At 61.1% G+C, this 26,265-nt stretch carries 24 protein-coding genes; 8 read left to right on the top strand and 16 right to left on the bottom strand.

The genetic code is table 11. From position 1 onward, the window contains the following. Positions 1 to 37 precede the first annotated feature (37 nt). Positions 38 to 1,036: a 6-phosphogluconolactonase gene (pgl, locus tag C3F36_RS03580; protein ID WP_104454489.1), complete on the top strand. Its 999-nt coding sequence runs from the start codon at positions 38 to 40 to the stop codon at positions 1,034 to 1,036. Between the two features lie 63 nt (positions 1,037 to 1,099). Here pgl and C3F36_RS03585 read toward each other — a convergent pair whose 3' ends face one another. Both C3F36_RS03585 and C3F36_RS03590 read right to left on the bottom strand, forming a co-directional pair. Further along, on the bottom strand, positions 1,100 to 1,840 hold the full coding sequence (locus C3F36_RS03585; RefSeq protein ID WP_104454490.1) for a dienelactone hydrolase family protein: 741 nt from the start codon (positions 1,838 to 1,840) through the stop codon (positions 1,100 to 1,102). A gap of 145 nt (positions 1,841 to 1,985) precedes the next feature. Further along, positions 1,986 to 3,224, bottom strand: coding sequence for a uracil-xanthine permease family protein (locus C3F36_RS03590; protein ID WP_041213272.1), 1,239 nt, complete (start codon positions 3,222 to 3,224; stop codon positions 1,986 to 1,988). A gap of 317 nt (positions 3,225 to 3,541) precedes the next feature. Between C3F36_RS03590 and C3F36_RS03595 the strand changes: the two genes are divergently transcribed. After that, the gene (locus C3F36_RS03595; protein WP_104454491.1) at positions 3,542 to 4,543 is read left to right on the top strand and encodes a Hint domain-containing homing endonuclease; all 1,002 of its coding nucleotides are present in this window, start codon (positions 3,542 to 3,544) and stop codon (positions 4,541 to 4,543) included. A 117-nt stretch (positions 4,544 to 4,660) separates the two neighbouring features. Here the strand turns inward: C3F36_RS03595 and C3F36_RS03600 are convergent, their stop codons facing one another. After that, on the bottom strand, positions 4,661 to 6,370 hold the full coding sequence (locus C3F36_RS03600; protein ID WP_053288261.1) for an NAD-dependent malic enzyme: 1,710 nt from the start codon (positions 6,368 to 6,370) through the stop codon (positions 4,661 to 4,663). Between the two features lie 221 nt (positions 6,371 to 6,591). On the opposite strand from C3F36_RS03600, the gene mobA reads away from it, so the two are divergent. From mobA to C3F36_RS03615, 3 genes are all read left to right on the top strand, one after another. Then, on the top strand, positions 6,592 to 7,206 hold the full coding sequence (mobA, locus tag C3F36_RS03605) for a molybdenum cofactor guanylyltransferase MobA (RefSeq protein WP_104454492.1): 615 nt from the start codon (positions 6,592 to 6,594) through the stop codon (positions 7,204 to 7,206). Between the two features lie 56 nt (positions 7,207 to 7,262). Further along, the gene (gene mobB / locus C3F36_RS24140; protein WP_233759745.1) at positions 7,263 to 7,952 is read left to right on the top strand and encodes a molybdopterin-guanine dinucleotide biosynthesis protein B; all 690 of its coding nucleotides are present in this window, start codon (positions 7,263 to 7,265) and stop codon (positions 7,950 to 7,952) included. A gap of 81 nt (positions 7,953 to 8,033) precedes the next feature. Next, positions 8,034 to 9,113 carry an FUSC family protein gene (locus C3F36_RS03615; RefSeq protein WP_045523960.1) on the top strand — a complete coding sequence of 360 codons (1,080 nt, stop codon included), beginning with the start codon at positions 8,034 to 8,036 and terminating at the stop codon, positions 9,111 to 9,113. Between the two features lie 69 nt (positions 9,114 to 9,182). Here C3F36_RS03615 and C3F36_RS03620 read toward each other — a convergent pair whose 3' ends face one another. The 8 genes from C3F36_RS03620 to C3F36_RS03655 form a co-directional block, all read right to left on the bottom strand. Further along, the gene (locus C3F36_RS03620; RefSeq protein ID WP_104454494.1) at positions 9,183 to 10,556 is read right to left on the bottom strand and encodes an HD-GYP domain-containing protein; all 1,374 of its coding nucleotides are present in this window, start codon (positions 10,554 to 10,556) and stop codon (positions 9,183 to 9,185) included. An 84-nt stretch (positions 10,557 to 10,640) separates the two neighbouring features. Further along, positions 10,641 to 11,198, bottom strand: coding sequence for a DUF3332 domain-containing protein (locus tag C3F36_RS03625; RefSeq protein ID WP_104454495.1), 558 nt, complete (start codon positions 11,196 to 11,198; stop codon positions 10,641 to 10,643). Positions 11,199 to 11,342: 144 nt separating this feature from the next. After that, positions 11,343 to 12,638 (bottom strand): methyl-accepting chemotaxis protein, encoded by a 1,296-nt coding sequence (locus C3F36_RS24065; RefSeq protein WP_104454496.1) that lies wholly within the window; start codon positions 12,636 to 12,638, stop codon positions 11,343 to 11,345. A 202-nt stretch (positions 12,639 to 12,840) separates the two neighbouring features. Further along, positions 12,841 to 13,305 (bottom strand): GNAT family N-acetyltransferase, encoded by a 465-nt coding sequence (locus tag C3F36_RS03635; protein ID WP_010673599.1) that lies wholly within the window; start codon positions 13,303 to 13,305, stop codon positions 12,841 to 12,843. Positions 13,306 to 13,365: 60 nt separating this feature from the next. Beyond that, a complete protein-coding gene (locus C3F36_RS03640; RefSeq protein ID WP_039039366.1) occupies positions 13,366 to 13,821 on the bottom strand; it encodes a DoxX family protein in 456 nt (151 codons plus the stop codon). After that, positions 13,818 to 14,570 (bottom strand): HvfC/BufC N-terminal domain-containing protein, encoded by a 753-nt coding sequence (locus C3F36_RS03645; RefSeq protein ID WP_104454497.1) that lies wholly within the window; start codon positions 14,568 to 14,570, stop codon positions 13,818 to 13,820. Before C3F36_RS03645 ends, C3F36_RS03640 begins: the two co-directional genes overlap by 4 nt. Positions 14,571 to 14,623: 53 nt before the next feature. Next, positions 14,624 to 15,466, bottom strand: a complete 843-nt coding sequence (bufB, locus tag C3F36_RS03650) for an MNIO family bufferin maturase (protein ID WP_104454498.1) — start codon at positions 15,464 to 15,466, stop codon at positions 14,624 to 14,626. Positions 15,467 to 15,525: 59 nt separating this feature from the next. Further along, positions 15,526 to 15,789, bottom strand: a complete 264-nt coding sequence (locus C3F36_RS03655) for a BufA1 family periplasmic bufferin-type metallophore (RefSeq protein ID WP_010673595.1) — start codon at positions 15,787 to 15,789, stop codon at positions 15,526 to 15,528. 298 nt (positions 15,790 to 16,087) lie between these two features. On the opposite strand from C3F36_RS03655, the gene C3F36_RS03665 reads away from it, so the two are divergent. Then, positions 16,088 to 18,112, top strand: a complete 2,025-nt coding sequence (locus tag C3F36_RS03665) for a BCCT family transporter (RefSeq protein WP_104454500.1) — start codon at positions 16,088 to 16,090, stop codon at positions 18,110 to 18,112. 159 nt (positions 18,113 to 18,271) lie between these two features. Here C3F36_RS03665 and C3F36_RS03670 read toward each other — a convergent pair whose 3' ends face one another. Continuing rightward, positions 18,272 to 18,652, bottom strand: a complete 381-nt coding sequence (locus tag C3F36_RS03670; protein ID WP_048208075.1) for a hypothetical protein — start codon at positions 18,650 to 18,652, stop codon at positions 18,272 to 18,274. A gap of 284 nt (positions 18,653 to 18,936) precedes the next feature. Here C3F36_RS03670 and C3F36_RS23210 point away from each other — a divergent pair, with 284 nt between their 5' ends. Next, on the top strand, positions 18,937 to 19,881 hold the full coding sequence (locus C3F36_RS23210; protein ID WP_158656069.1) for a hypothetical protein: 945 nt from the start codon (positions 18,937 to 18,939) through the stop codon (positions 19,879 to 19,881). Next, entirely contained in the window at positions 19,871 to 22,159 is a 2,289-nt protein-coding gene (locus C3F36_RS03675; protein WP_128345249.1) for a UvrD-helicase domain-containing protein, read from the top strand. The genes C3F36_RS23210 and C3F36_RS03675 overlap by 11 nt, the downstream gene beginning before the upstream one ends. Before the next feature lie 546 nt (positions 22,160 to 22,705). On the opposite strand, the gene C3F36_RS03680 is transcribed toward C3F36_RS03675, so the two are convergent. From C3F36_RS03680 to thrB, 4 genes are all read right to left on the bottom strand, one after another. Further along, complete coding sequence (locus C3F36_RS03680) at positions 22,706 to 22,972, bottom strand: hypothetical protein (protein ID WP_010673592.1); 267 nt, start codon at positions 22,970 to 22,972, stop codon at positions 22,706 to 22,708. A 496-nt stretch (positions 22,973 to 23,468) separates the two neighbouring features. Continuing rightward, a complete protein-coding gene (locus tag C3F36_RS03685) occupies positions 23,469 to 23,891 on the bottom strand; it encodes a YybH family protein (RefSeq protein WP_104454502.1) in 423 nt (140 codons plus the stop codon). 111 nt (positions 23,892 to 24,002) lie between these two features. Continuing rightward, positions 24,003 to 25,277: a threonine synthase gene (gene thrC / locus C3F36_RS03690; protein WP_104454503.1), complete on the bottom strand. Its 1,275-nt coding sequence runs from the start codon at positions 25,275 to 25,277 to the stop codon at positions 24,003 to 24,005. Beyond that, positions 25,274 to 26,254 (bottom strand): homoserine kinase, encoded by a 981-nt coding sequence (thrB, locus tag C3F36_RS03695; protein ID WP_010673589.1) that lies wholly within the window; start codon positions 26,252 to 26,254, stop codon positions 25,274 to 25,276. The genes thrC and thrB overlap by 4 nt, the downstream gene beginning before the upstream one ends. Positions 26,255 to 26,265: the final 11 nt, after the last annotated feature.

The following is a 26,265-nucleotide window of genomic DNA, read 5'->3' on the forward strand; positions in this document are numbered from 1 at the left end:
CCTTGACCCGACGGATGGCCGTCGCAAAGGAGATGCAATGCAACAAGTGGTCTATGTGGCCAACCCGGTGAGCGGGTTGATCCATGTGTTTCGCCTCGAAGCAGGCACCCTCGCCCCGCTGCAGGAAGTGCAGACCGGCGGCGAGGTGCAGCCCCTGGTCATCAGCCCGGACCGGCGCTGGCTCCATGCGGGGGTGCGCCCCGATTTTCGGGTGCTGAGCTTCCCCATCGCCGCCGATGGGCGGCTCGGGGCCCCGACCTCGGCGCCGCTGCTCGGCAGCGCCTCCCACACCTGCACCGATGGGAGCGGCCGCCTCTTCTTTGCCGCCTCCTACGCCTTCAACCACGTCACCGTCTCCCGCCAGGATCAGGCGGGCCGGATGCAGCCCCCTCACCAGCGTCTCGACCACCTGATGGCGGCCCACTCGGTCACCTGGCTTACGGGGCAAAACGGGGAGCAGGATCTGCTGGTGGCCTGCCTGAAAGAGGACAGGGTGCGCCGCTTTGCCCTGGTGGACGAGAGGCTGGTTCCCCATCCCTTGGGGGACATTCACACCGCCCCCGGCGCCGGGCCCCGCCATCTGGCACTGCACCCGGACAACGGCGATCTCTATTGCCTCAACGAACTCGACGCCACCCTCAGTCGCTACCACAGGGAGGCGGACGGACAGATAGTGGCGCGCGAGAGCCTGGACATGCTGCCCCCAGGCTATGAAGGGGAGCGCTGGGGCGCCGACCTGCACCTGACCCCGGATGGACGTTTTCTCTACACCAGCGAACGGGCCAGCAGCCTGCTCACCCTGTTCGGCGTCTCCCCCCAAGATGGCGCCCTCACCCCCCTCGGCCACTTCCCGACCGAGGCCTGTCCCCGGGGCTTTGCCATCGACCACAGCGGCCACTGGCTCATCGCGACCGGGCAGCAATCCCATGAGGTGGCGCTGCATGCCATCGACCCCGAAAGCGGCCAGCTCACCCCGGGCCCACGGAACGAGGTGGGCAAGGGGGCCATGTGGGTGAGGGTGATCGCCCTCCCCTGAGATGGCAAAAAACGGGCATAAAAAAAGCCATGGCACTGCCATGGCCTGCGTGAGCCGGCCCCCTCAGGAGCCGGTCACCTCCTTCAGGAAACCGGTGAAACGCTGCCAGGACTTGGCATCGGCATCGGTGCGGTAGTTGTCCGAGCCAAAGACGCTGAACGCGTGGGGGGCGCCGCTGTAGCTGGTCGCCTCGTGCTTCACACCGGCGCTCTCCAGCTCGGCCACCAGCGCCGCAAACTGACCCAGAGAGACCGCCTCGTCGGCGCTGCCGTGCTGGACAAGCAACTGTCCCTTCGCCTCTTTGTAGCCCTGCCCGGCCGGGGTCTCCAGCCCGCCGTGTACGCTCACCACCCCTTTGAGATCCGCCCCGCTGCGGGCCAGCTCCAGCACGGCGGCGCCGCCGAAGCAGTAACCGAGGGCCACCGCATTGTCGAGCCGCCCCCCCTGCCTGCCCGCCTCCGCCAATCCCCCTTGCAGCAGGGTGCGCATCCTGGTCCTGTCCTGATAGAGGGCCCCGGTGAGGCGCTTCTTGTCTTCCACCGTGCTCGGCCTGACCCCGGCACCGAACAAATCTACGGCAAAGACACTGTAGCCCAGGGCCACCAGCATCTCGGCCCGCTTGATCTCGTAACCGTTGAGCCCGTCCCAGTCGTGCACCAGCACCACCAGGGGGGCATCCTTGTCGGCACCCGCCAGGTAATAGCCCTCGAACGGCTTGCCTTCGACCTCGTAGCGCACCGCACCGGCCTCGGCCGCGCCGCTCCCCATCAGCCCCAGCAGGGCCAGGATCCATGCCCTCTTCATCCTTTCGTCCTCTCCCGTCAATGGTGCCCCTGAGTGTAGCCGCTTCACATGGGGAGCCCGGGTTCAGTGGTACGCAGGCAAAAAGAGAGAGGCCACCCGAAGGTGGCCTCTTTTTCATCATCTCAACGTACAGCAAGCCAGGCGCTTAATCCTTGGCGCTCTCCATGGCACCCGTTTCGGAGTGCTGGGGCAGGATGAGGTTGAGCAGGATCGCCGCCACCGAAGCCAGCCCCACACCCGCCAGGGCGAAGTCGCCGATCTTCATCTCCAGGGCACCGACACCCACGGTCAGGGTCACCGCCACGATGGCGATGTTGCGGGACAGCCCCAAATCCACCTTGGACTCCACCAGGGTCTTGAGACCGATGGCGGCGATGGATCCGAACAGCAGCAGCATGATGCCGCCCATCACCGGCATGGGGATGGAGGTGAGCAGGGCGTTGAACTTGCCGAAGAAGGCCAGAATGATGGCGAACACCGCCGCCCAGGTCATGGTGACCGGGTTGAAGTTGCGGGTGATCATCACGGCGCCGGTCACTTCCGCATAGGTGGTGACGGGGGGACCACCGATGAAACCGGCGAAGCAGACGCCGATGCCGTCACCGGCCAGGGTGCGGTGCAGGCCCGGATCCTTGGTGTAATCCTTGCCGGTCACGCCGCCGATGGCCAGCACGCCGCCGATGTGCTCGATGCAGGGGGCGATGGCCACCGGCAGCATGAAGAGAGCCGCGGCCCAGTTGATCTCCGGGGTCTCGAAGTGGGGCAACGCCAGCCAGGGGGCGTTGACCATCCCATCGAAACTCACCTGGCCCATCAGCACGGCAGAGACATAACCGGCGATGACACCACACAGGATGGGGATGAGCTTGATCCAACCCTTGCAGAACACGGCGGCAATCAGGGTGACCGCCAGCGAGATCCCCGCCAGGGTCAGCGCCGTGGTGGCAGGCACCACCTGCTCACCGCCGGCACGGCCCATGGCCATGTTGCAGGCTACCTGGGCCACCGACAGGCCGATCACCATGATGACGGGACCGATGACCACGGGGGGCAGCAGCTTGTGCACGAAGCCCATGCCACGAGCGCGAATGATGGCCGCCAGGATGAAATACATGAAGCCCGCGGCAAACAGACCGAACATGGTGGAGGGCAGGCCCCAGGTCTGGGTGGCATAGATGATGGGGGCGATGAAGGCGAAGCTGGAGCCGAGGAAGATCGGCACCTGACGACGGGTGCAGAGCTGGAACAGCAGGGTGCCTACACCGGCGCCAAGCAGGGCCATGGAGGGGTTCAGACCGGTGAGCAGGGGCACCAGCACCATGGCACCGAAGGCGACAAACAGAATTTGCAGCCCGGCGACGCTTTGCTTGACCAAGGAAAACATGGGTATCCTTAATTTTTTGATAACTGACAGGGATATTTGACACTTTTCAGTCATCACAAGACGTTTTCAAGGCAGCTAACGGGCCAAACGGCGTCATTTGTTGCCTTTTACTGCTTGGGGAGGGCATGAAACTGGCTTTTTAGGCGGGATTCGCTGCTACAAGCATCGAGGAAGCGATTTTACGCACTTTTATGGCCAACGCCAATCGTTTTTCCGGCGAGTTGACATGACAAGGCTTTCAACTGGTCGACGCAGATATCGCCCCAATCCCCTCTCTATACTCGAAGGCGTGACCCCACACCGACAAGGAGTTCCCCATGTCACTGCCCTCGTTCAAACCCAGCCAGCGCCGACTGCTGCTGGGTTCGGCCATCGCCCTGGCCCTGTTCGCCACCCCGCTGAGCTATGACTTCGACCACCACCAGTGGCAGGTAAACCAGGCCCATGCCAAGTCCTGCTTCATTGCCGGTACCCGCATCCTGATGGCCGATGGCTGCGAACGCCCCATCGAGACCCTGCGGATCGGCGATCGGGTGCGGGGCAGGCACGGGCAGAGCAACCGCATCCAGGCCATCGAGCGGGTGGCGCTGGGGGCGCGCAGGCTCTACGGGCTCAATCATCTGCCCCCCTTCTTTACCGCCGAGCACCCCTTCCTCACCACCCGGGGCTGGGCGGCCATCGCACCGGCCATGACTCGCACCGAAAACCCGGCCCTCGCCGTGCTGCCGCTCTTTACCGGCATGCACCTGCTGGGTTGGTCAGAGGGGGGCAGCGCGGGCAACCTGGCGCTGGCGCCGCACCCTGTCGAACTGCCGGTGACCTCCCTCTCCTGGGTTGATGCCCCGCCCGCCACGGCGCTGTTCAACCTGATCCTCGATGGCAGCCACAGCTATGTGGCCAATGGGCTGATCGTGCACAACAAAGGGGGGGAAGGCGGCGGCAACAGTGGTAGCGGAGGCAGCAACAGCGGCGGCGGAGGCAGCAACAGCAGCGGCGGAGGCAGCAACAGCAGCGGTGGGGGCAATAGTAGCCACAGTGGAAACAATAGCGGAAATGGAGGCGATAGTAGCCATAACGGAAACAATGGCGGGGACGACAGCGGCCACGGCGGCGATGACCGTGGTCAGGGCGAACATGCCGGTGGCGACCAGCACGCTGGCGGCGATCGCCACGGCGGTGGCGACAAGCATGCAGGCGGGGAGCGTCATGCCGGTGGCCGGGTGGACGACAACGGTGTGGACGCCGTCGACGCCAATGGCAACCAGCTTCGAGGCGATGGCAGCGTCGATGACCGCCTGGTGCCCCCGCCCGCTCAATAGGTGGCAGCGTCCTGCCCCGCACACACAGCAGGGCAGAAAACAGAGAGGGTGGCCTGGGCCACCCTCTCTGTTTCTATGGTATCGTCATGCCCGCGACACGTGCGGGCAGGTCGCACCTCAGACCCGGCGATAGGGCAGGTAGACCGGCTCCCACATATGGCTCAGGATGTGCTCTTGCAGATCCTGACCGATGAGCGGGTGGGAGGGATCCCGGCGCACGATATCCTTGAGCACCGCGGTCGCCACGTGCACCGAGATGTTGCGCAGCTCGCTGATCCTCGGGTAGACGGTGCCCCGGGCGAGATCCGCCTCGCTCACGCACTCCGCGAGCGCAAAGGCGGCGGTGGTGAAGATGTCCGGGCTTATCTCGCGGATCTGGCTGACGATGGCCGCCAGCCCCACCCCGGGGAAGATGAAGACGTTGTTGCCCTGACCGATGCGATAATCCTGCCCATCATGATGCACGTCCTTGAACGGGCTGCCGGTGGCGACGATGGCGCGCCCCTGGCTCCAGCGGAAGATGTCTTCCGGCAACGCCTCGCAGTTGGCGGTGGGGTTGGAGAGGGGGAACACCATGGGGCGATCGCAGTGGGTCAGCATCAGCTGGATGTGCTCCTCCTGGAAGGCGCCACCGGCGCCGCTGGTGCCGAGCAGCACTGTGATGGGCACGTGGCGCAGCACCTCGGTCAGCCCCACCTTGCCCTGCAGATCCCACTGGGCCAGCAAGAGGCCCGGCTTGGCGTAGCGGCGCTTGTACTCATCCAGCCCCTCGCGGTTGTCACACACCAGCCCCTGGGTATCCAGGATGTAGATGCGATCCCGCGCCGCCTGCGGGTCAAGCCCCTCGCGGATCATCCCCGCGCAGATCTGATCCGCCACCCCGACCCCGCCAGCCCCGGCCCCGTAGACCAGGTAGTGCTGCTGGCCCAGGGTTTCCCCCTTGGATTTGACGGCCCCAATGATACCCGCCAGCACCACGGCCCCGGTGCCCTGGATGTCGTCATTGAACGACGGCAGCGCCTGCTGGTAGCGGGCCAGGTTGTTGAAGGCGTTGGACTTGCTGAAGTCCTCCCACTGCAGCACGGCGTTGGGGAAGTGGCGCTTGACCCCGGCCACGAACTTGTCGATGAAGTCGTCGTACTCCTTGCCGCGAATGCGCCTGTGGGGCTGACCCAGATACATGGGGTCATCCAGCAGCGCCTGGTTGTCGGTGCCCACGTCCAGCGCGATGGGCAGGCAGCAGGCGGGGTGGATGCCCGCCCCCAGGGTATAGAGGGCGAGCTTGCCGATGGGAATGCCCATACCCCCCACCCCCTGATCGCCGATGCCGAGGATCCCCTGGCTGTCGGTCACGACGATGATGCGCACCGCCTTGGCATCCATGTGGCGGGCGAGGGAGCCCATGTCATCGACGTTCTTCGGGGTGATGTAGAGGCCGCGCGGCTTCTGGAAGCGGTGGCTGAACTCCTGGCACGCCTTGCCCACGGTCGGGGTGTAGATGTAAGGAGTCATCTCCTCCACGTGGCGGGACAGGAGGGCGTAGAACAGGGTTTCGTTGCGATCCTGCAAGGCTCGCAGGTTCTGGTACTTCTCGATGTCGCTGCAGGCGCTCAGGAAGGCCTCATAGACCCGCTCCAGCTGGGCTTCGAAAGTCTGCACCTGGGGCGGCAAGAGGCCGCCCAGCTCAAAATCGGCCCGCTCCTGTTCGGTGAAGGCGGTGCCCTTGTTGAGGTTGCGATCGTTGAGCAGATTGGTGCCCGTCAGCGCAACGGGGCGAAAATCGTGACCCTGTGCATCTTTCCACAGCAGATATTGTCCGGTAGCCATAGTCATTCTCTTTGATTTACATGAAGTTGCCATCAGGCAGGAGAGCAAGGCTCAGAATGCTGGGGATCATATGACGTTTGCCGATCCGGTTTTGTGAGCTTGGACAAACCCTGCGGCCAAAGGCGCCTTTGCCGGGACAGCCGAAGGTTGCTCCCACGCCCGCCTTGGCGCAAGATCCCGACACGCCCCTGTGGGCATCCCTTTGCGAGCAACGGAGCACCATGACCCCTTCCTCTTCCCCCGCTTTTCTCGTCAGCGGCGTCATCCTCGCGGGCGGTCGCGCCACCCGCATGGGGGGCGATGACAAGGGCTGGGTGCCCCTCGCGGGCACTCCCCTGATCGAACACGTGCTGACCCGCCTGCGCCCCCAGGTGAACGAGGTGCTGATCAACGCCAACCGCAGCCAGGCTCGCTACCGGCAGCTTGCTCCCGTCATCGGGGACGCGCAGGCCGACTTCCAGGGGCCGCTGGCCGGCATGCTGGCGGGGCTGACGGCGGCCCGTCACGACTGGGTGCTGTTCGTCCCCTGTGACGGCCCCGCCCTGCCCCTTGATCTGATGACCCGCTTTCTCGCCGCCATCACCCCGGACACCGATCTGGTGGTGGCCCACGACGGGGAGCACCTCCAGCCCGTGGTCGCCCTGCTGCGCCGCGCCCTGCGCCCCTCCCTGCAACAGGCGCTGGCGGACGGGGAGCGCAAGACCGGGGCCTGGTTTGCCCGCCACCGGATGGCGGTGGTGCCCTTTGCCGATCTGCCCGACGCCTTCGTCAACCTCAACAGCCCGGCCGAACTCGCCGCCTGGGAGGCGAGGCTGCGGGAAGGGGGCGCGCCATAAGCCCCCTGCCCCTGCTCGGCTTCGTCGCCTGGAGCGGCACCGGCAAGACCACCCTGCTGGAGCGCCTCATCCCGCGCCTGGTGGCGCGCGGTCTGCGCCTCGGGGTGCTCAAGCACACCCACCACGCCTTTGACATGGACCAGCCCGGCAAGGACAGCCACCGCCTGCGCCAGGCGGGCGCCACCCAGGTGATGGCGGCCTCCGACCGGCGCCACGCCCTGATCCGGGAGACCCCGGAGGGGGAGCCCCCCTTCGAGGCGCTGCTGGCCCGCTTCGATACGAGCGCCCTGGATCTGCTGTTGGTCGAGGGGTTCAAGCACAGGCGCTTTCCCAAGGTGGAGCTGTATCGCGCCGCCATCGGCCGGCCCCTGCTCTTCCCCGATGATCCTGACATCGTCGCCCTCGTGAGCGACGCCCCCCAGGCCACGACCCTGCCCCGGTTCCCCTTCGAGGATCTGGAGGCCATCGCCGACTTCATCTGCGCCCGGTTGCCCCCGCACGAACCCCGTCAGGCCCCACCGCCCCTTCGCCTCTGCGCCCGGCTGCTGGCGGCCCTGCCCCCATCGGCAGAGCAGGGCGTTGTGCCCGGCTTGCTCAGTCAGGACGAGGCGGGCACCCTGCTGGTGCGCCCGGTGGATGGGGGCCACGACAGTGCCAACTGCCGCATCGAACGGGCGCCGGGTAGCGCGGCCCTTCCCCCCGGCGAGCGGGTTATGGTGCGCCTGCCGACAGGTGCGCCCGCATGAACCGGGGAAACGACGCAGGTCAAGGCGAATGCCGTCCCCCTTGCTATCCTCACCACCCTGACCCGAGATAAGAGAACGCCCTTGCGCCTCAATGCCCCGCTCTCCCGCTTCGATCTGCTCATCTATGGCCGCTACCGCCTGGTCCACGGCCTGCGCATCGCCCTGGCCTTCACCCTCACCTTCCTGCTGACCCGGGAGCTCAAGCTGCCGGAGAGCACCTGGCCCCTCATCACCCTGGTGGTGGTGATGGGCCCCATCTCGTTCTGGGGCAACGTGCTGTCGCGCGCCCTGCAACGGGTGGTGGGCACCGTCTTTGGCGCCGCCTGCGGGGTGGTGGCCCTCTATCTGGAGCTCTACTCCCTGCCCCTGATGCTGGCCTGGTGCTGCGCCATCATGTTCCTGTGCGGCTACCTGGCGCTCGGCAAGCGCCCCTATGTGGGGCTGCTCATCGGCATCACCCTGGGGGTCATCGTCGGCGGGGTGCCCGGGGACATCGAGACCGCGCTCTGGCGCAGCGGCGACGTCATCCTGGGGTCGGTGCTGGCCCTGCTGTTTTGCAGCATCTACCCCCAGCGGGCCTATACCCACTGGCGTCTGCAGATGCACGACACCCTGCAGCAGGCCGGGCGGCTCTACCACACCCACCTCTCCCCCAACGTGCTGGAGCGCCCCAAGCTCACCCGAAGCCATGCCCGCCTGCTCGCCAAAATAGTCAGCCTGCGCCCCCTGCTGGCCCCGGCGGTCAAGGAGACCCGCCTTGGCAGCCCGCTGTTCGAGGCGACCCAGACCACCCTTCGCAACAGCGTCTGCACCCTGGAGATGCTGGCCAACACCTATTGGCGGGATCGCCAGAGCCACTTCCTGATGCAGAGCCACCCGGGGCTTCGCGCCTGCCAGCAGGCGACAGAGTCGGTGCTCACCGAACTCGCCCTCATGCTCAAGAGCGGCGATACCACGGCGGCCGACCAGGCCATCGGCCGCCTGCAAGAGGCCGCCGCCAGGCTCGATGGGGACGCAAGCCAGGCGCCAGGCCAGGGACACGACCCCACCCTTGGCGGCTACCTCTGGCTCAATCTCCATCTCATCGAGCAGCTCGCCCACCTCCATCGCCTGCTGGGGCTGGTGCTGCAACCCTATGCCAAGCCCTCGGCCCGCCCCTGATCGCGCCGCCTGCAACCGCCCACAAAAAAGCCCCGCCGATGCGGGGCTTGTTTGTCTCGGGCTCGCGCCTTAGCTTGCACGAGCCAGGGGCTGCTCCGGAGTGAGGTAGAGGGAGAAGTCCTCTATCCCCGCCTTCAGGGCGGCAAAGCAGTCGGGGTCGATGGCCGTGCCCAGGTTTTCCGCCATCATCTCCAGGGCACGTGGCACCGGGATGGCATCCCGATAGGGACGCTTGGCGGTGATGGCATCGAAGATGTCGGCGGTGGTGATGATGCGCGTCTCCAGGGTGATCGCCTCCCCCTTGAGCCCCTTGGGGTAGCCCTTGCCGTCGAGTCGCTCATGGTGGGCGCCAGCCACTTGGGCCAGCTCCTCGAAGGCGCCGATGCGGCTCAGGATCTCCTCGGTGTAGGCGGCATGCATCTGCACCGCCGCCCACTCCTGCTCGTCAAGCTTGCCCGGCTTGTCGAGGATGGCGTTGCTCACCCCGAGTTTGCCCACATCGTGAAGCAGGGCACCCCGCTTGAGCCAGCGTCGCCGCGGCTCGGACAGCCCCATCTGGGCGGCGAGGATGTCGGTATAGAGCGCCACCCTGCCGCTGTGCCCCGCGGTATAGGGGCTCTTGGAGTCCACCACCTGGCCGAAGGCCGCAGCTATCTCGTCCAGATAATCCTCATCCAGCGCCACCTCCCCCTGCCCCGCCGGGTGGGCGAAGACCCGCTCCGCCAACGCGGGATCCGCCAGCCCTTGCCAGAAGGCGTCATCGGCCAGCGCCTCGAAGGCCTTGACCAGGGCGGGATCAAACCAGTTGCCGCTGAGCTCGCGCAGCTCCCTCATCGCCGCGTCCGGCCCGGCGGCGGCGTGAAACACGTCCACCACCTGACAGAGCAGGGCGATGCGGGAGAAGAGCGGGATGGCCTCCCCCGCCAGTTGTTGCGGCCGCCCTTTGCCGCTCCAGTGCTCATCCAGGGAGAGGATCCCCTGGGCCACCTCGTCGCTGAAACGCAACTGGCGGGCGATGTCCGCCCCCCGGTGGCAGCGGGTCAGGATCAGCTCGTTGGCTATCTGATCCCCGTTGCGAAAGATGTGGAACAGGCTGCGAAAACGGCCCAGCAGATCCGCCTGCAAGCCGGTGTGGCCCAGCACGAAGTTGACCACCTCGGAGAAGGAGCCATCCACCAGCTTGAAGTCGCGCTTGAAGTGAAGATCGTCGGTGAGATAGAGCTCGCAGATGCGGGCGGCATTGCTGCTGCACCCCAGATCCTTGAGCAACAGGGTGTAGTAGAGGTCGTGGCGCTGCCGGGCATCCAGTCCCAGTTGCTCCCCCAGACGAGAGCCTATCCAGCAGCAGCGGATGCAGTGGCCTCTCGGCTGCCCTTCCGTCATGTCCAGGGCATGACTGAGAGAACCAATCAGCTCTGCCAAACGCAATCCATTTACCGTCATAGCCCACTCCCTCTACATCGGGGCGTACTTGCCCGCAGGCATGTATAGCATTTGTCGGGAGTAAAGGATCAGGGGCGCGACAAATTATACCTGCACCGCTCCCCGACTTGCCGCCGCATCGCGCTGCTCACGGCTCAGGGTCGAGACCAGTTTGTCGTCCAGATAGAGATCCAGCCGCTCACCGCGCATCTCTCCCCGCATCAGGCTGCGCTGACCGTCGATGTAGTGGATCTCCATCTGGGCGGTGCGCTCGTCCGGGTAGCTCACCTGTACCTCGCGCACCCCTTGGGGCAGCAGGGCCAGCGGCACCTGGTTGAGGGCAGGATCCAGGTGCGGGTTCACCTTGATGATCGCATCGCTCTTCTTATCCACCAGGGCGGGCGCCTTGCCGGTGATGGGGTTCTTGCCGGACCAGAATTCGATGGTGTTGAACACGAAGAGATCCGCCGTGGCCGCCAGGCCATAGACGGGGGAAAGGAGCACGAAGACGCCGGCACGGCCGTAGCGGTTGTCCACCACGCTGAGGTTGCCCTTGGTCACCATGGAAGAGAGGCCCATCTGGCCCATGCAACCACCAAGCCCCAGGCTCGCCCCCACTCCCAGCAGCAGGGCCAGTGCCCTGCCTCTCTGTCGTACTGCCATTGTTGTCTACCTGCTCAATAAAAAGGAGGCGGCAGCCTAAACAAGGGGGCCGGGCGGCACAATGACGAAGGGGGGCGTCATACAGCCAGGGTTCAGCCTGGCCGTCCGATCGCTCACTCTGTTGGCAATCTTGCGGTCAGCCCCTCAGATGGAGAGGGCCGACACCGTCTGGGAGACCCTGTCCGCCTCCTGGTGGATCTCGCTCATCAGCTTGTCCACCCCGGCGATCTGCTGCTTGCCGAGTTCGGCGCTGCCCGCCACCCCGGCCATGTCGTCGGTCACCCTGGCGGTCAGCTCGCGGTTCTTCTGCACCACCCTGGCGATCTCGTCGGTAGAGAGCGACGTGCGGGCGGCCAGCTGGCGCACCTCGTCCGCCACCACCGCAAACCCGCGCCCCTGCTCCCCCGCCCGCGCCGCCTCAATGGCGGCGTTCAGGGCCAGCAGATTGGTCTGATCGGCGATGGCGCTGATGGTCGAGACGATGGCCTCGATGCTTCTGGACTGCTCGTTGAGCTGGCCGATGAGGGCGATGGCCTCATCCACCTGGGAGGCGATGAGGGAAGAGGTCTGCACCACGGCGCGCAGCAAGCCCGCCCCCTCCTCTGCGCTGTGCAGGGTCTCCTGGGCGGTGCTGTGGGCCAGGCGGGCCGCCTCCCGGGTGGCGTGGTTCTGCTCGATGCGCGCCGTGATGTCGCTGGCGAACTTCACCACCCGCACCACCTTGCCGCTGCCATCCCGGATGGGGTTGTAGGTCGCCTCCAGCCAGACGGCCTGCCCCCGGCTGTTGTGGCGCATGAAGAGGCCGGATTTGAACTGGCCCCGGGCCAGCTCCTCCCAGAAACGGGGCTGCTCGCGCAGGAAGGTTTCGTCACAGAAGATCCTGTGGTGCCTGCCCGCGATCTCACTCAGGGTGTAACCCATGACGCTCAGGAAGTTGGTATTGGCATGGAGGATGTCGCCGTTCGGGGTGAACTCGATCATGGCCCGGGAGCGGTCCAACGCCTCGGTCAGCGCCTCGAGCCGCTCCAGCCGCTGGTGCTGTTCGGTGACGTCGCTGGCAATCTTGAGTACCCGGGTCACCCGGCCCTGGTGCTTCACCGGGAAATAGGTCGCCTCCAGCCAGCGCGTCTCCCCCTGCCGGTTCACGCGCTCGAAGGTGCCTGACTGCACCTCCCCCTGGGCCAGGCGGCGCCAGAACTGGCGATAGTCACCGGACTCCCCCCAGGCCCTCGGACAGAGCTGGCTGTGGGGCTGCCCAATCAGTTCGGCGGCACCATATCCCATCAGGGCCAGGAAAGGGGTGCTCGCCTCCTGGATGATCCCCTCCGGGCTGAAGATGACGGTGGCGGCACCCGCCTTGATCGCCTCTATGATGCCCTGCTCCTCGTCGAGCCGGGTCTGACATGCCTGCAACTGCGCTTTGAGCTTCTGATTGAACATGACACTTCTTCCTCGTTGACCATCCCCATGGGCACCACGGCCTCACCCACAGAGGGTATCGGCACCGCCAGCGCCGACATAAGTGGTCGGACGACTGAAACGAATGGAGCGCGCAGTGTATAGAAAAGCGGCGATGCCGCCAAGGGCTCCCAGTACGCAGCCCTTGTGAAAGAGGATCAACCCGGTGCAGAAAAAGAGGAGGCTAACGGCCAGGTACGCACTCGAGGCAGGCGGGATTGCCGGCAAAGCCGAACCGTTCGTAGATAGCGCGCCCATCACTGCTGGCATGGAGCCACAGCTTGCCCAGTTGCTGCTCGCGGGCATACGCCACCATGGCCACCAGCAGGGCATTCGCCATTCCCCGTCTGCGCCAGGCCGGCCGGGTGTAGATGTTGAGCAGGTACCCTTCCCGCCCCGCCAGATTGCCCGGGTAGGGCGGGCGCACGAAGAGTGCCAGGGTGGCGCACGCCACCACCTCGCCCTCCTCTTCCACCACCCAGCTACGGGCGCTGCCCTCTTCCTGCGCCTGAATGAAGTAGGCCTGCGTCGCCTCCCTGAGGACCGGATCCTCATCGGGCCGGGCAAGTTCCCCCACCTCACAAAAGAGCGCCATGCGCAGTGTCGTCAGGGCGGGAATATCGGCCGCCAGGGCCTCGCGAACCTTCATCTCTTCTCCTTTGCATTCCTTTCCCACCCGTCAGTCAGGCAGGGCTCGTGTGCGGCCACCTTACGCCGGAGGCGAGCGACGGGCAAGGCGCCAGCTGTCGAGCCCCAGGGGGCCCGCCCCCCACACGGCCAGGGTCAGCAGCATCCAGCCCCACAACTGGTGATCGTGAAAGCCTCCCGCCCAGAGGGCCGGGTAGGAGATAACCGCCATGACGTTGAAGCCAAACAGCAGCAAGGCGACCGGACGGGTGAAGAGGCCCGCCAGCAGGAAGAGGGGCAGCAACAGCTCGGTCGCCGTGCCCGCATAGGCCGCCCACTGCCAGGGCAGCAGGGGCACCTGATATTCGAACTCGAACAGATAGAGGGTGCTGTCCCAGGCCGTGAACTTGAGCCAGCCGGATCGCAGAAAAATGGTGGCGACCCAGAGCCTGGCAAGCAGCAACAGGCCACCGCTGCACCAAGGCAAGATGCGTTCAACAAGGGGGCCAAGGGGCCTGGCAAGGGTTTGCGTTGTCATGGGGCAAGCTCCAGATCGACGAGCAGGTCGAGGGTGATGAGGGGGGCCAGGTGTTCGGCCATGGCGGGATCCTGAGCCAGCAGGCTGGCCAGCGGCCTGCCCTGCAGGCAGCCTTGCAGCAGACGCCAGGCGGCGGCATCCAGGGGAATGGGGTCGACCCGGTGTCCGGGACGTTTCTTCAGTGCCAGGGAGCAGACAGCATCCAGTTCCCTGACCGTCTCACCGCCGTGCAGGGCCATCTGCCAGAGCGCCAGCACCGGATGGGGGCTCTCCAGGAGCAGCAGATCGCAGGCAGGATGCAGCACCAGCCGCTCCCAGTGGTCAGGGGTCATGGCGGCAAGCCGCTCGGCAGGCCAGCGCCGCGTCTCTGGTGCAAGCAGCGAGACCCGCTCCAGCCCCCACTCGAAGCGGGCCAGATCCCCGAGCCAGGGCAACGCGGCCGTGGTGGGCAAGCGTGCCAGCCAGTCGCCAAAGCCCTCCCCGTAGTCCATGACGCTCCCCTCCTCCAGAGGTGCCGCCAGTACGAACCCTCGTGCCGCCGCCTCAAAGAAGGTCTCGCCAACCATGGCGCGTACCGCGGGGTAGCTGCTGGCGAGCACCTCGGTGAGGCCGAGGATGAAGTTGTTGCGATAGATCTGCAACAGGGCATCGGGGGCAAAGCGCCCCGGCTGGATGTGCCCGAGGATGGCATCATCCTGGCCGAGCAGACCGCTCGCAAAAGCGCGTTGCAGGGAACCTAGCTCACACATGGGCGGCCTCCCCGAGCAGACCGCTCACAAAAGTACCTTGCGGGAAAACACGCTCAGACATGGGCGGCCTCCCTGGATGTTTGCTGTGCCGCGCTCAGGATCTCGCTGGCACGCTGCGCCTCTCCCAGCAGTACCGGCAGCGGGGGGATCGCCAGATCCCATTCAATCAGGGTGGGGATGGCGCGCTGCTGGCAGACCTGCTCGTAGAGCACCCAGACGGGCTCGGCCACGGGGGTGCTGTGGGTGTCGATATAGAGGGGCCCCTGAGGCAGGTGCTTCTCGGTAAAACCGGCCAGGTGAATTTCGCCGACCGTGTCGAGGTCGATAGTCGCCAGATAGTCGTCCACCTCCAGGCCGTGATTGACCGCGCTCACATGGAGGTTGTTGAGATCGAGCAGGACGCCGCAGCCGCTGCGCCCAACCAGCTCGGCCAGAAACTCGGCCTCTCCCATCTCCCCCGCCAGTTGCAGGTAGGAGGAGGGATTCTCGACCAGCAGTTGTCTGCCCAGTGTCTGCTGCACCCGATCTATCTTGTCACTCATGTGCAAAAGAGCGGCCCGGGTGTAGGGCATGGGCAACAGATCGTTGAAATAGCGCCCGCCGATGCTGCCCCAGCTCAGGTGCTCCGACACCCGCACCGGCGAGATGGCCGCCACCAGGGCTGCCAGCTGGCGCAGGTGCCCGGCATCGAGAGGATCGGCGGAGCCCAGCGACATGCCGACTCCGTGAAGGCTCACGGGGTAGTGCCTCGCAAGCTCCGCCAGCACCTCGAAGCCCTGGCTGTGGCGCTCGAAGTAGTTTTCGCTGTGTACCTCAAGCCAGCCCACTCCGGGCAGGGTGTGGCGGATCTCGTCGTAGTGCGGGGGGCGTAAACCGATACCGATCAAGGGGTTCATGGCTGGGCTCTCAATAGATAGGGCCATGATGTGGCGGGCGCCACACCATGGCATGCGGCTTACTTGGGTTGCAGGGACCCGCCAGCGAGCTTCTCGCACAGCCCCTTGGGCACCACCACGAAGGCATCCCCCTGGGCATCCATCTTGGCGGTGCCGGCGCAGGATCCACCCTTGGTGGCGCAGTCGTTCTTGCCCGCCTTGACCACGCCGTAGCACTTCTCCTTGTCATCCGCAGCCATGGCCGGCGCGGCGATGAACTGGGCACCCAGGGCCAGCAGACCCGTCATGGCAGAGGCGATGGCAGTACTCTTTTTCACGTTCATGTCTCTATTCCTTGTTGTCGAGAGTGATGTCTCCGGCGCATCTCATCCGGCTACGTTCAATAGAACCGGACGAGGGGGGAAAAGATTTCCCAAAAAACGGCATCAACTCGCTATTAACAAACAAGAAAGCGGTAACCATCTGATTTAAATACATAAAGTACGATGAAAAAAACAGTACGACGAGTACCTCCCCCACGGTGCTCATGGCCGTTGACCCCGTCACTCGCCGTCCACCCCTTGTCTGCTTTGCCCCCGAGGGGCCTATAGTGTCTTGAGTCCTTCCACCCAAAGGTGTCCCATGAACGCTCCTCGCCCCCCCAGATGCACCCTGTCGCTGCCCATCTTCATCCCGGGTCTGCTCTTCATCCTGGCGCTGCTGGCCATCTGCTCCCTGGCCCCGGAGGCCGCCGCCCGCTTCTTCGGCAGCGGCCAGAGCTGGATAGCCCAGCACTTCAGCTGGTTCTATGTGCTGGTGGTCGGCATGTTCCTGATCCTGCTGCTGGTGATCGCCTTCAGCCACTTTGGCAACATTCGCCTCGGGCCGGACGATGCCCGCCCGGAGTTCAGCTTCACCTCCTGGCTCGCCATGCTGTTCGCCGCTGGGATGGGGATAGGGCTCATGTATTTCGGGGTGGGTGAGCCCATGAGCCACTTCGTCTCCCCGCCCCAGGCGACGCCCCTGACCCAGGTGGCCGCCCGCGAGGCCATGGTCACCACCTTCTTCCACTGGGGCTTTCACGCCTGGGCCGTCTACGCCATCGTCGGCCTGGTGCTGGCCTACTTCGGCTTTCGCTACAACCTGCCCCTGACCATCCGCTCCGGCCTCTATCCCATCTTCAAGGAGAAGATCCACGGGCCGCTCGGCCACGCGGTGGACGTCTTCGCCCTGGTGGGCACCATCTTCGGCATCGCCACCACCTTGGGCTATGGCGTGATGCAACTCTCGGCGGGGATCACCCGCCTCACCGGCATGGACACCTCGGGGGAGCTGTTTCGCTTCGGCCTCATCGGGGTCGTCATCGCCCTCGCCGGCATCTCGGCGGTCACCGGTCTCTACAAGGGGGTGAAGCGCCTCTCCGAGCTCAACCTCTTTCTCGCCATCGTGCTCCTGCTGTTCGTGCTGGTGGCCGGCCCCACCCAGTACCTGCTGGGGGCCCTCTCGGAGAACATTGGCAACTATGTCTCCTCTTTGAGCCAGCTCACCTTCCGCACCTTCACCTACAGCGAGACCCGCCAGGCGGGCTGGTTCGGCAACTGGACCCTGCTCTACTGGGCCTGGTGGATCTCCTGGTCCCCCTTCGTCGGCCTCTTTATCGCCCGCATCTCCCGCGGACGCACCCTGCGCGAATTCATCCTCGGCGTCCTGTTCGTGCCCACCGCCTTCAACCTGCTCTGGATGACGGTGTTCGGCAACGCCGCCATCTGGGCCAGCCAGCATGAGGGGGGCACAAGCCTCATCGACTCGGTCGGCAACATCGACACCCTGCTGTTCAACTTCTTTGACCTCTTGCCGGGAGCGGACATCACCTCGGCCCTCGCAGTGATCCTCATCAGCGTCTTCTTCGTCACCTCCGCCGACTCGGGAGCCTTCGTCATCGACAATATCGCTACTCAGGGCAAGGAGGGCTCACCAGTCTGGCAGCGCCTGTTCTGGGCTCTGCTGCTCGGGGTCACCGCGGGTACCCTGATGAGCACAGGGGGGCTGGCGGCACTCCAGTCCATGACCCTCATCGCCGCCCTGCCGTTTGCCTTCATCATGGTGCTGCTCTGCCTCGGACTCTGCCGCGGCCTTGTCGCAGACAAGGAGCACTCGGCCAGGCGCCTCTCCCCCGCCACTGACTTCTGGAACGGCAAGCAGTGGCGCACCCGGATGGATCACCTGCTGCGCCCCTCCACCGAGCAGGAGGCCCGCGCCTTTGTGGACAAGGTCGCCCTGCCCACCCTGACGGCCCTGAGTCAGGAGTTCGCTGCCCGGGGCATCACCAGCCGGGTCGAAGAGGATGGGCCGGATCAGTGCCATCTGCTGGTGCCCCAGCAGGGTCGCCGGGACTTCTGCTACGGGGTGCGCATCGAGGCCCGCCCCGCCCCCGCCTTCAACCCCCTGGAGGCGGCCCACAACCACGATCCCGAGGCCCGCATCTTCGAGCCCATCACCTATTTTGCCGATGGCCGTGCCGGTTACGACATCCAGTACCTGACCCGGGACGAGCTGAGTGCCGACGTCTTGCGCCAGTACGAGCGCTATCTGGTGCTGAGCCAGGACGAGGGGCAGGATCTGCTGAGCAGCGCCCCCGAACATACCCAGCCAACCCAGGGAGAGTGATGACCAGGCAGGGATCAAGTCAGCTCCGCGCCCGGAGCTTATCGCCGGGCACACTGGCGGCGAGGGCTGCCCCCACCCCCCATCACAACAGAGAAAGGGGCCCTGGGCCCCTTTCTCGTCACTGCCTCAACCGGCGTTGATTTCAGAGCCTCAACCGGCTCAGGCGGTTTTCACGCACTTCTGGATAAAGCTGTTCTTGGCCGCCCCGGCGAGCTTCTTGTCCGCCGCCGCCTTCTCGCACTGGGTCGCCTTGTCGGCGGCCCCGTCCGTCTTCACGCACTTTTGCACGAAACTGTTCTTGGCCGCACCGGCCAGCTTCTTGTCGGCGGCCGCTTTCTCGCACTGGCTCGCCTTGGCACTGGCGGAGGCATCCTTGACGCACTTGCCCACAAAACTGGTCTTGGCGGCGCCCGCCAGCTTCTTCACCGCCGCCTGGGCCTCGCACTCTTGCTGCGCGCCAGAGGTCGCGCCCTGGGCCACCCCCATTCCCATGCCCATGACCGTCACACACAGACTCAACACCATCAGGATCCGCTTCATATGTCACACTCCCATTGTTCTATCCATTGTGGTTGGCCCCCACTCACGCGGGCCAAACGAGGCACCCTTGCCTCGCTGCACTATAGTCCCCCCTCCCCGTGACAACAAAATGCCCCTTCCTCCTCGACAACCCCATCCTTGCCCCCGCTCCGGCCACCCGGCGCCTTCGCTTCAATTGTTGAGCTGGCGCAAAAAACGCAGATCTTCCTGATAGATGCGTCAATTTTTGACTGGTCAGTAGAGATTCGTTCGGATTACCATGGCCGTCGTGCCCATAACCTGAGATGGACAACAATATTGCATATAAACACTTTATAGGGCGCAATTATTGTTATCAGGCACCAGCGACTAAAAGGCGATGGAATATTTATAGGCTGAACGAAAAACACAGCCAAATAGCCATTAAAATTAATGACAACTTTATTTCAAGGAAACTAATGCGTGTAATATCAGACTTAGCCAACGGGAATTATTTTTCTCAAGGCTCAATATTTAATGGACTCAAAAATTCAAATGACCTATCCACTTTAGGAATCATTATAACTGCAAGATGTGACCTAGAGCACGACAAAGTCGATAAAGTCGTTTGCTTACCTATTTATCCCCTTTCCACATGGATGGAAATATATGGTGATGATGACTTTTATAATAAAAACTTAAAAGCTGCGACAACACAGTTTGATGATCTAGCAACAAAATACGAACTTAACTATGAGACATGTAAAATTTTTGGGATTGATGAATTCACACGAATTCTATCATCTCGCTGCACAAAAAGAACTGACATAGATAAAATAATTGAACTACATGACTTTATTTGCAATAAATGCAAATTACCAAAAATAAAAAACATTACTGACAGCAAAAAAAGATATATAGAATCCATTATTAACAACCAGAAACAAAACATACATTTCTTTGAGTGCCTTGAAGGTATTGAGCATATTGGACTAGTTGTCGACCTCTCAGAGCCAATCAGTCTTCCGATTGACGCCGCAAAAGGTATCTCCAATATACTATTTCACCAGAAATATAACCGAGACAAGGATGGAACATATCGAAACATCTTAATCAATGAAGATGAAAGTGCTAGTTTCAAGTGCATTATTAAATCACCATACATTGAGCATCTATTACAGAGATTTTCACAATTCTATGCAAGAATAGGCACTGAAGATATATCAGATAACGTTTCCAACGAAATCTTGGAGGTTTATTTTGCGCGCTGATTATATTGGTCTAACAGAAAATGCAGCCGGTATCATATTATCAAACAGAGGGTTGCAGAGTTCTGACTTCTCATTATCTGAAAACCTCATAACCATATTTAGAGGGGATGGAAGCGAGCACAATGGTAAAAATATAGGTTTAAACCTCATAAACTATAAAAATGGATATGTTTTAACATCTCCAACTGAAGAATTTTCTGCCCAAAAACACACTTTCACCCTAGACTTTCGATGCTGTGACCTTTCATCATTAAATGATTCAATGCTCATTACATTGATTCAAAAAACACTTCGCTTTTGTGTTAAATACTGGGGGAATTTAGGCCTAAACAATAATGAATATGTCCCCCCCAGCTCTAGTAAGGCCATTGTTTTCCCCTTTCCTGTAGCATCAAGTACCTCTTACAGGATCACTCTTGAAAGACAACCTTGCGAAAAAAGACTATCAAGACGATACCCTGGAAAACATTTATTAGCCTATAGGTTTGGAAATAATGGTGGGGATGGCATAAAAGAGGAATGCCCAACAACAAACTTTAATAAATCCATAGAGTGTTTGTTTTCACATTCTACATATGAAAACAAGAGCGACAATCAAAACTCAACTAATACAACAACAACTCCCTTTACAACAGCAAATTTAGCCACTGATAATATTGATACACCCACACTATTAGGTCAAATTAACCCTTATCAACATTTATCAGAAAAACAAAGAAAATTTATAGAGACAAATTATAATGAACCGTCACGTATAGAAGGGCCTGCCGGGTCAGGAAAAACTATATGTATGATATTAAAAATGCTGTACTGGGCTCATAAATGCCACGATGATGGTGTAGGGTTTAAATTTGTATTCATTGCCCCTAGTAGGGAGATTGTAAATAATGTAACATATTTTATTGATGTATTAACATCCAACATAATTGACTTCCCTCGAGAATCATTAAGTGGAATTGAAGTAAAGACATTACAAGATATATGTACTGATTTTTTAAAACAAGATATACATGAGAGTGAGCTTTTAGACGAGGATACTCTAGAGTCAAAGAACGTTCAGTTATTACATTTATCTGAAATAATTTCAGGAAAAATAAAAAACATATCATCACTCAAAGATTTCATTAGTGCTGAACTTTATCAATTTCTTGAAAATGAAGATGAACTGCATATATCAGAACTAATAAGACATGAGATTAGTGTGATTATAAAAGGTCGCTCTGCAGAAACCTTTGATGTATACAAGGACATCAGCAGGCCAAAATATGGCGCCCCTATATCTACAGTAAATGATCGTAGATTTATTTTCGATGTTTACACTGATTACACCGAAGTTCTTGAAAAGATATCGCAATTTGATGTTGATGATATTGCTATATCTGCAATGTCTAAGCTGGACTCACCAATTTGGAGGAGACGTCGTAAGCATGAAGGTTATGATTCCATCTTCATTGATGAGGTGCATTTATTTAACTTGAATGAACTGTCGCTTATTCATCACCTAACAAAAACCACTACTCTATCACCTATTTCTTACGCTATTGACTTGTCTCAGGCAATTGGCGACATCGCATGGAACGACATTGACTTCAATGAGTCTGTTGGGATACAAAACAATTCTGAAAAAGTTATTTTGAAAGCTGTTTTCAGGTGCTCACCTGAGATTACTGATCTTGCATTCTCCATTACCTCACACGGAGCAAATTTATTTACTAATTTTGACAACCCAATATCAGACTCTCCTTATATATATGGGAATGAAGTCGCGGATGAATATCCGACATATCATCTAATTGATAGTGCAACGAACATATTCCATAAAGCCTTTGATGTAGCTGACGAAACAAAGAATCGACTCAATCTTAAAACCCATCAAATAGCTATCATATTTTTCGATAGAATTTTATTCCACGAAGCGATTCAGTATGCAAAGGATGCCAGAAAAAGATATATAGAAGTCACTAAACGAGGGGATTTGATTAGTGTCAACCAAGCAGAGAAAGGAGCTTTATACGTACTAACAATGGCAGATTATGTTGGAGGGCTAGAGTTCGAAGGAGTTGTCTTAGTCGGTGTTGATAAAGGCAGAATACCGGATGTTAGCAAAGCAACCTCTATGGCAACCAAGATGTTCCAAAATTATGTCGCACATAACCGTCTATATGTATCTATAACTAGAGCCAGGCGCTCGGTAAGTATAATTGGTGAAATTCTTAGGGGAGAAAGTGAGATCCTTGAATCTGCAATAATCAATAAGAAAATCACCGTAATAAAGTAAAACCCGCGATCTTATGCACATTGCTTTAGTTATGACTAGACACCGGCTCCTAGCCGGTGTCTTTTTATATCAGCCGAAATATGGAGCGAAATCTGGGACACCCACCTTTTTGAGCCAGCCATTACCGGCTGGCTTTATTTTTTACCCCCCCCTATTTCTCCAATCACCCATTCCGTATCGGGCAAACAACGTTTACCCGGCAAGGAAATCTAAAAGAAATCTAGGACACCCACCTTTCTGAGCCGGCCATTGCTTAGCTGGCTATCTCTCTCATCACACACTGATCTTCCTGGAACCCGATAAATACCTTGTACACCAGCGACATTTACCCAGTGGGGTCGCGTGTTCAGACATGGCGATGCCCCAAACAAATGCCAAAGGAGTAAAACGGGATCTATCGGATTAACAAGGTGGCTGATGGCATCGTCGCTGACCACAGTGCCGGGCGAATTGCTGGCAAAAAGGTGGGTGTCCCAATTTGGAAGTCCAATAACCATCCCAACCGGGATGGTTATTTATTGGATGGCTCGCAAGGCTCAGGCTCTCTTACCACCGCCCCTGGGGTGGCTGCTGGTTGCGCGACTCCACCATGGCAATGAGGATGGCCATCAGGCTCGATATCAGCATCAGCCCCATGGCGATGGGAAACGTCACCAGGATGTAAGAGAAACGCCCGATCTCTGCCGCTGGAGAGTCCGATAGCATGATCATTGGCAGGGGGAATACCAATAACAGGGCCAGGTAAAACATGATCCTGGCGATCATCAGGGGGGTCTTGAGGGACTGGGTCACTATTTTTCGGTACGGCCACATGATGGTTTGCTCCCTGCACTGTGGTGTTGTTGTTGTCGATAAGCCGCGCCGTCGAGGCATCTGCGGCTCTGCTCGTCCATGAAGGGTGTCAAGCAGTCCCCTGATTAGCAGCCACGGCAGACCGGGTCAACGGGCCACGGGGGGCCGGAAATGACCCACAGACAGGGTTGTGCTGCCAGGGGCGAGCATAACAACGAGAGTGAAAACCAGATTCGTAAAAACGTCGCAGCAATCACTGTCGGCACACTTTCTGCCAGCAGGTTGTGAGGCACAACCAAAACGGGGAGTTGCGCCGTGGGCTGCGCTGTGATGCCCCCTCCCAGGCAGAGCGGTGCCCTGCGTGCAGCTCGGGCTCCCCGGCCTGCATGGCTTGGCTCTTGCTACTCAATCTGGCTACTCAATCTGACTAACCGGTCTGGCTGCACGGCCTTGATGGTGAGCCTTGATTACGCACGCTATACACGCACTCTGGCTACGTCGAGCCAGTGTGACTGCGCTAGTCAGTTACAGGCCGAATGCCGGGCTGCTGCGCCCCCAGCAGCGTGGTGCCGTAGGAGTTGTCCACCGTGCAGCGCCACTGGCCATCGGGCTCTTTGCGAAACACATAGGTGGCGCGCCGGGTTTCATCAATCCACCCCTCCCCGCCCGGGTAGCGCAGCCGGGTCTCCATGATCACCAGGGCATTGTCGGCCCCCTCGATCACCTCCATGGCACCCTGGGTCACCTCAAGCTGACCGTCAAAGTAATCGGAGATGGCAGTGAAGGCGCGGCGGATGGCGGGAATGCCACGCACCACCATGCCGGGTTTGACCACCAGGGCGGCGTCCTCGGCATAGAAGGTCATCAGGGCGTCGAAGTCGCGCCGGGAGATGGCGGCGTCACAGGTCTCGATCAGGGTGCGAAGGGGATGCGGGCTCATGCCGTGCTCCTTGTTTCAGGGGGATCAGGGCGGGCTACCCGCCCTATACCGGACATAAAAAATCCCCCGCTTTCGCGAAAAAGCGGGGGATCGTCAGCGTCTCATGACGGCTTAACCGAGCAGGAAGGCCTTGAGGCGGCCAAAGTCAGCGGGTAGATCGTGGGACAGGAGCGGCAGCGCGGCGTGCTTGGCGAGCGGGCCGGGCAGCGGTACATCCAGATTCAGGATCTCGTCCACCGACTCCTTGAACTTGGCCGGATGGGCGGTGCAGAGGAACACACCGACCTCGTCTTGCCCAAGCTGCTCGTTCAGCAGATCCCAGGCAATCGCCCCGTGGGGCTCGCACAGGTAATCCAGCTGATGCAGGCGCTGCAACGCGTCGCGAGTCTGGGCATCATCACGCATCCCTGAGCCCAAGGTTTCCAGCGCCCAGCCCTTGCGACGGCACAGCTCTTCCACCCGCGGCCAGTTGTTGGGGCGGCTCACGTCCATGGCGTTCGACAGGGTCGCGACTGTCTGGTGCGGCTCCCACTGGCCGGTTTTCAGGTAACGCGGCACGGTGTCGTTGGCGTTGGTGGCGGCGATAAAGCGCTTCACCGGCAGCCCCAGCGCCTTGGCGATGAGACCCGCGGTGAGGTTGCCAAAGTTGCCGGACGGCACGCTGATGACCGCCTTGGCGCGATCGGCTTTCGGCAACTGGGCCACGGCTTCGAAGTAGTAGCAAACCTGGGCCAGCAGGCGGCTGATGTTGATGGAGTTGGCGGAGTTGAGGCCGATGGCGGTCTTGAGCCCTTCATCGTCGAAGGCATCCTTGACCAGCGCCTGGCAGGCATCGAAGTCACCGTCGATGGCGAGGGTGCGGATGTTGCCGCCGAGGGTGCAGAAAAGCGCCTCCTGCAAGGGGCTTATCTTGCCCTTGGGGTAGAGGATCACCACTTCAATCCCCTCCAGGCCGTAGAAGGCGTGGGCCACGGCGGCGCCGGTGTCGCCGGAGGTGGCGGTGAGAATGGTGATCTTGTCATTGGTTCTGAACGCAGCCAGACACTGGGCCATGAAGCGGCCGCCGAAATCCTTGAACGCCAGGGTCGGGCCGTGGAACAGCTCGAGGGCATAGGTGCCATCTTTGAGCTTCACCAGGGGCGCCGGGAAGGTGAAAGCGGCGTCGATAAGCTCGCTCACCTTGGCAGCCGGTACTTCGTCACCCAGCAGGTGGCTCAGGATGCGGGCCGAGCGCTCGGCCAGCGGCAGATCCAGCAGGGCATCCACGTCGGCCAGCGGCTCCAGGGTCTCAGGGAAGAACAACCCCTGCTCGCGGCCCAGACCCTGACGCACCGCCTGCGCGAAGCTCACCTGTTCACTCTTGTCCTTGATGTTGTAAAGATTCATAGCTCGCTTCCTGTTACCCGTGCCCCGGCCATGTCCAGTTTGCAGACCCGGGCAAATCCATCTTCATTGCGCACGAAGTGCGCTTCCATCCACTCTTTCATGCGTTCGGCCTGGGCCAGATCCTTCATCACCACGAACACGGTGGGACCGGACCCCGAGATGCCGGTGGCCAGCGCCCCGTTCTGGGCCCCCTGGGCCCGCACCTCGTTGAAACCTTCAATCAGGGCCGCGCGATAAGGCTCGGCGATCACGTCTTTCAGGACGCTGGCGGCCAGCCCTTCCTGGCGGCTGTAGCTGGCATGCACGAAGGCGGCCAGCCGGCGGCCATAGGTGAGGCAGTCCTGGCGGCGATACTGGGCCGGCAGGATGGCGCGGGCGGCGGCGGTGGAGACCACGGTGCCCGGGTAGCAGACCACCCAGTACCACTCGTCAAACACCGGGATGCCCTGGCTGATGACGCCCCCCTCCTCCAGCACCAGCTGCATGCCGCCCAGATAACAGGGCGCCACGTTGTCGTAATGGACGGAGCCGGAGATCTTCCCTTCCATCTCCCCCATCAGCAGCAGCAGGTCGTGTTCATTCAGGGGCGCACCGTGGAAGGCGTTGAGTCCTTCCAGCGCCGCCACCACGCTGCAGGCGCTCGATCCCAGGCCCGAGCCCACCGGCAGGTTCTTCTCCAGCACCATTTCCAGCGGCTTGAGACCCAGGCCGCGCTTCTCAAGCGCCTCGCCATAGGCGACCCAGCAGTCGTGGAGGATGTTCTTTTTCGGGTCGTCCGGCAACTTGTGGGCGTAACGGCCCACAGAGGAGAGAGCGAAAGGCACCTCTGCCGATTTGACCTGGACGCGGTCACCCAGCAGGGAGCCATCCACGGGGGCGAGCGCCGCCCCCAGGACGTCAAAGCCCACACTCAGGTTGGCGCTGGAGGCCGGGGCATAGGCCACCACGCTGCCGCCGATTTCTACATTCGGGTTCATCTCTGAACTCA

The sequence above is a fragment of the Aeromonas sp. ASNIH2 genome (assembly GCF_002934795.1).
GTDB lineage: Bacteria > Pseudomonadota > Gammaproteobacteria > Enterobacterales > Aeromonadaceae > Aeromonas > Aeromonas caviae.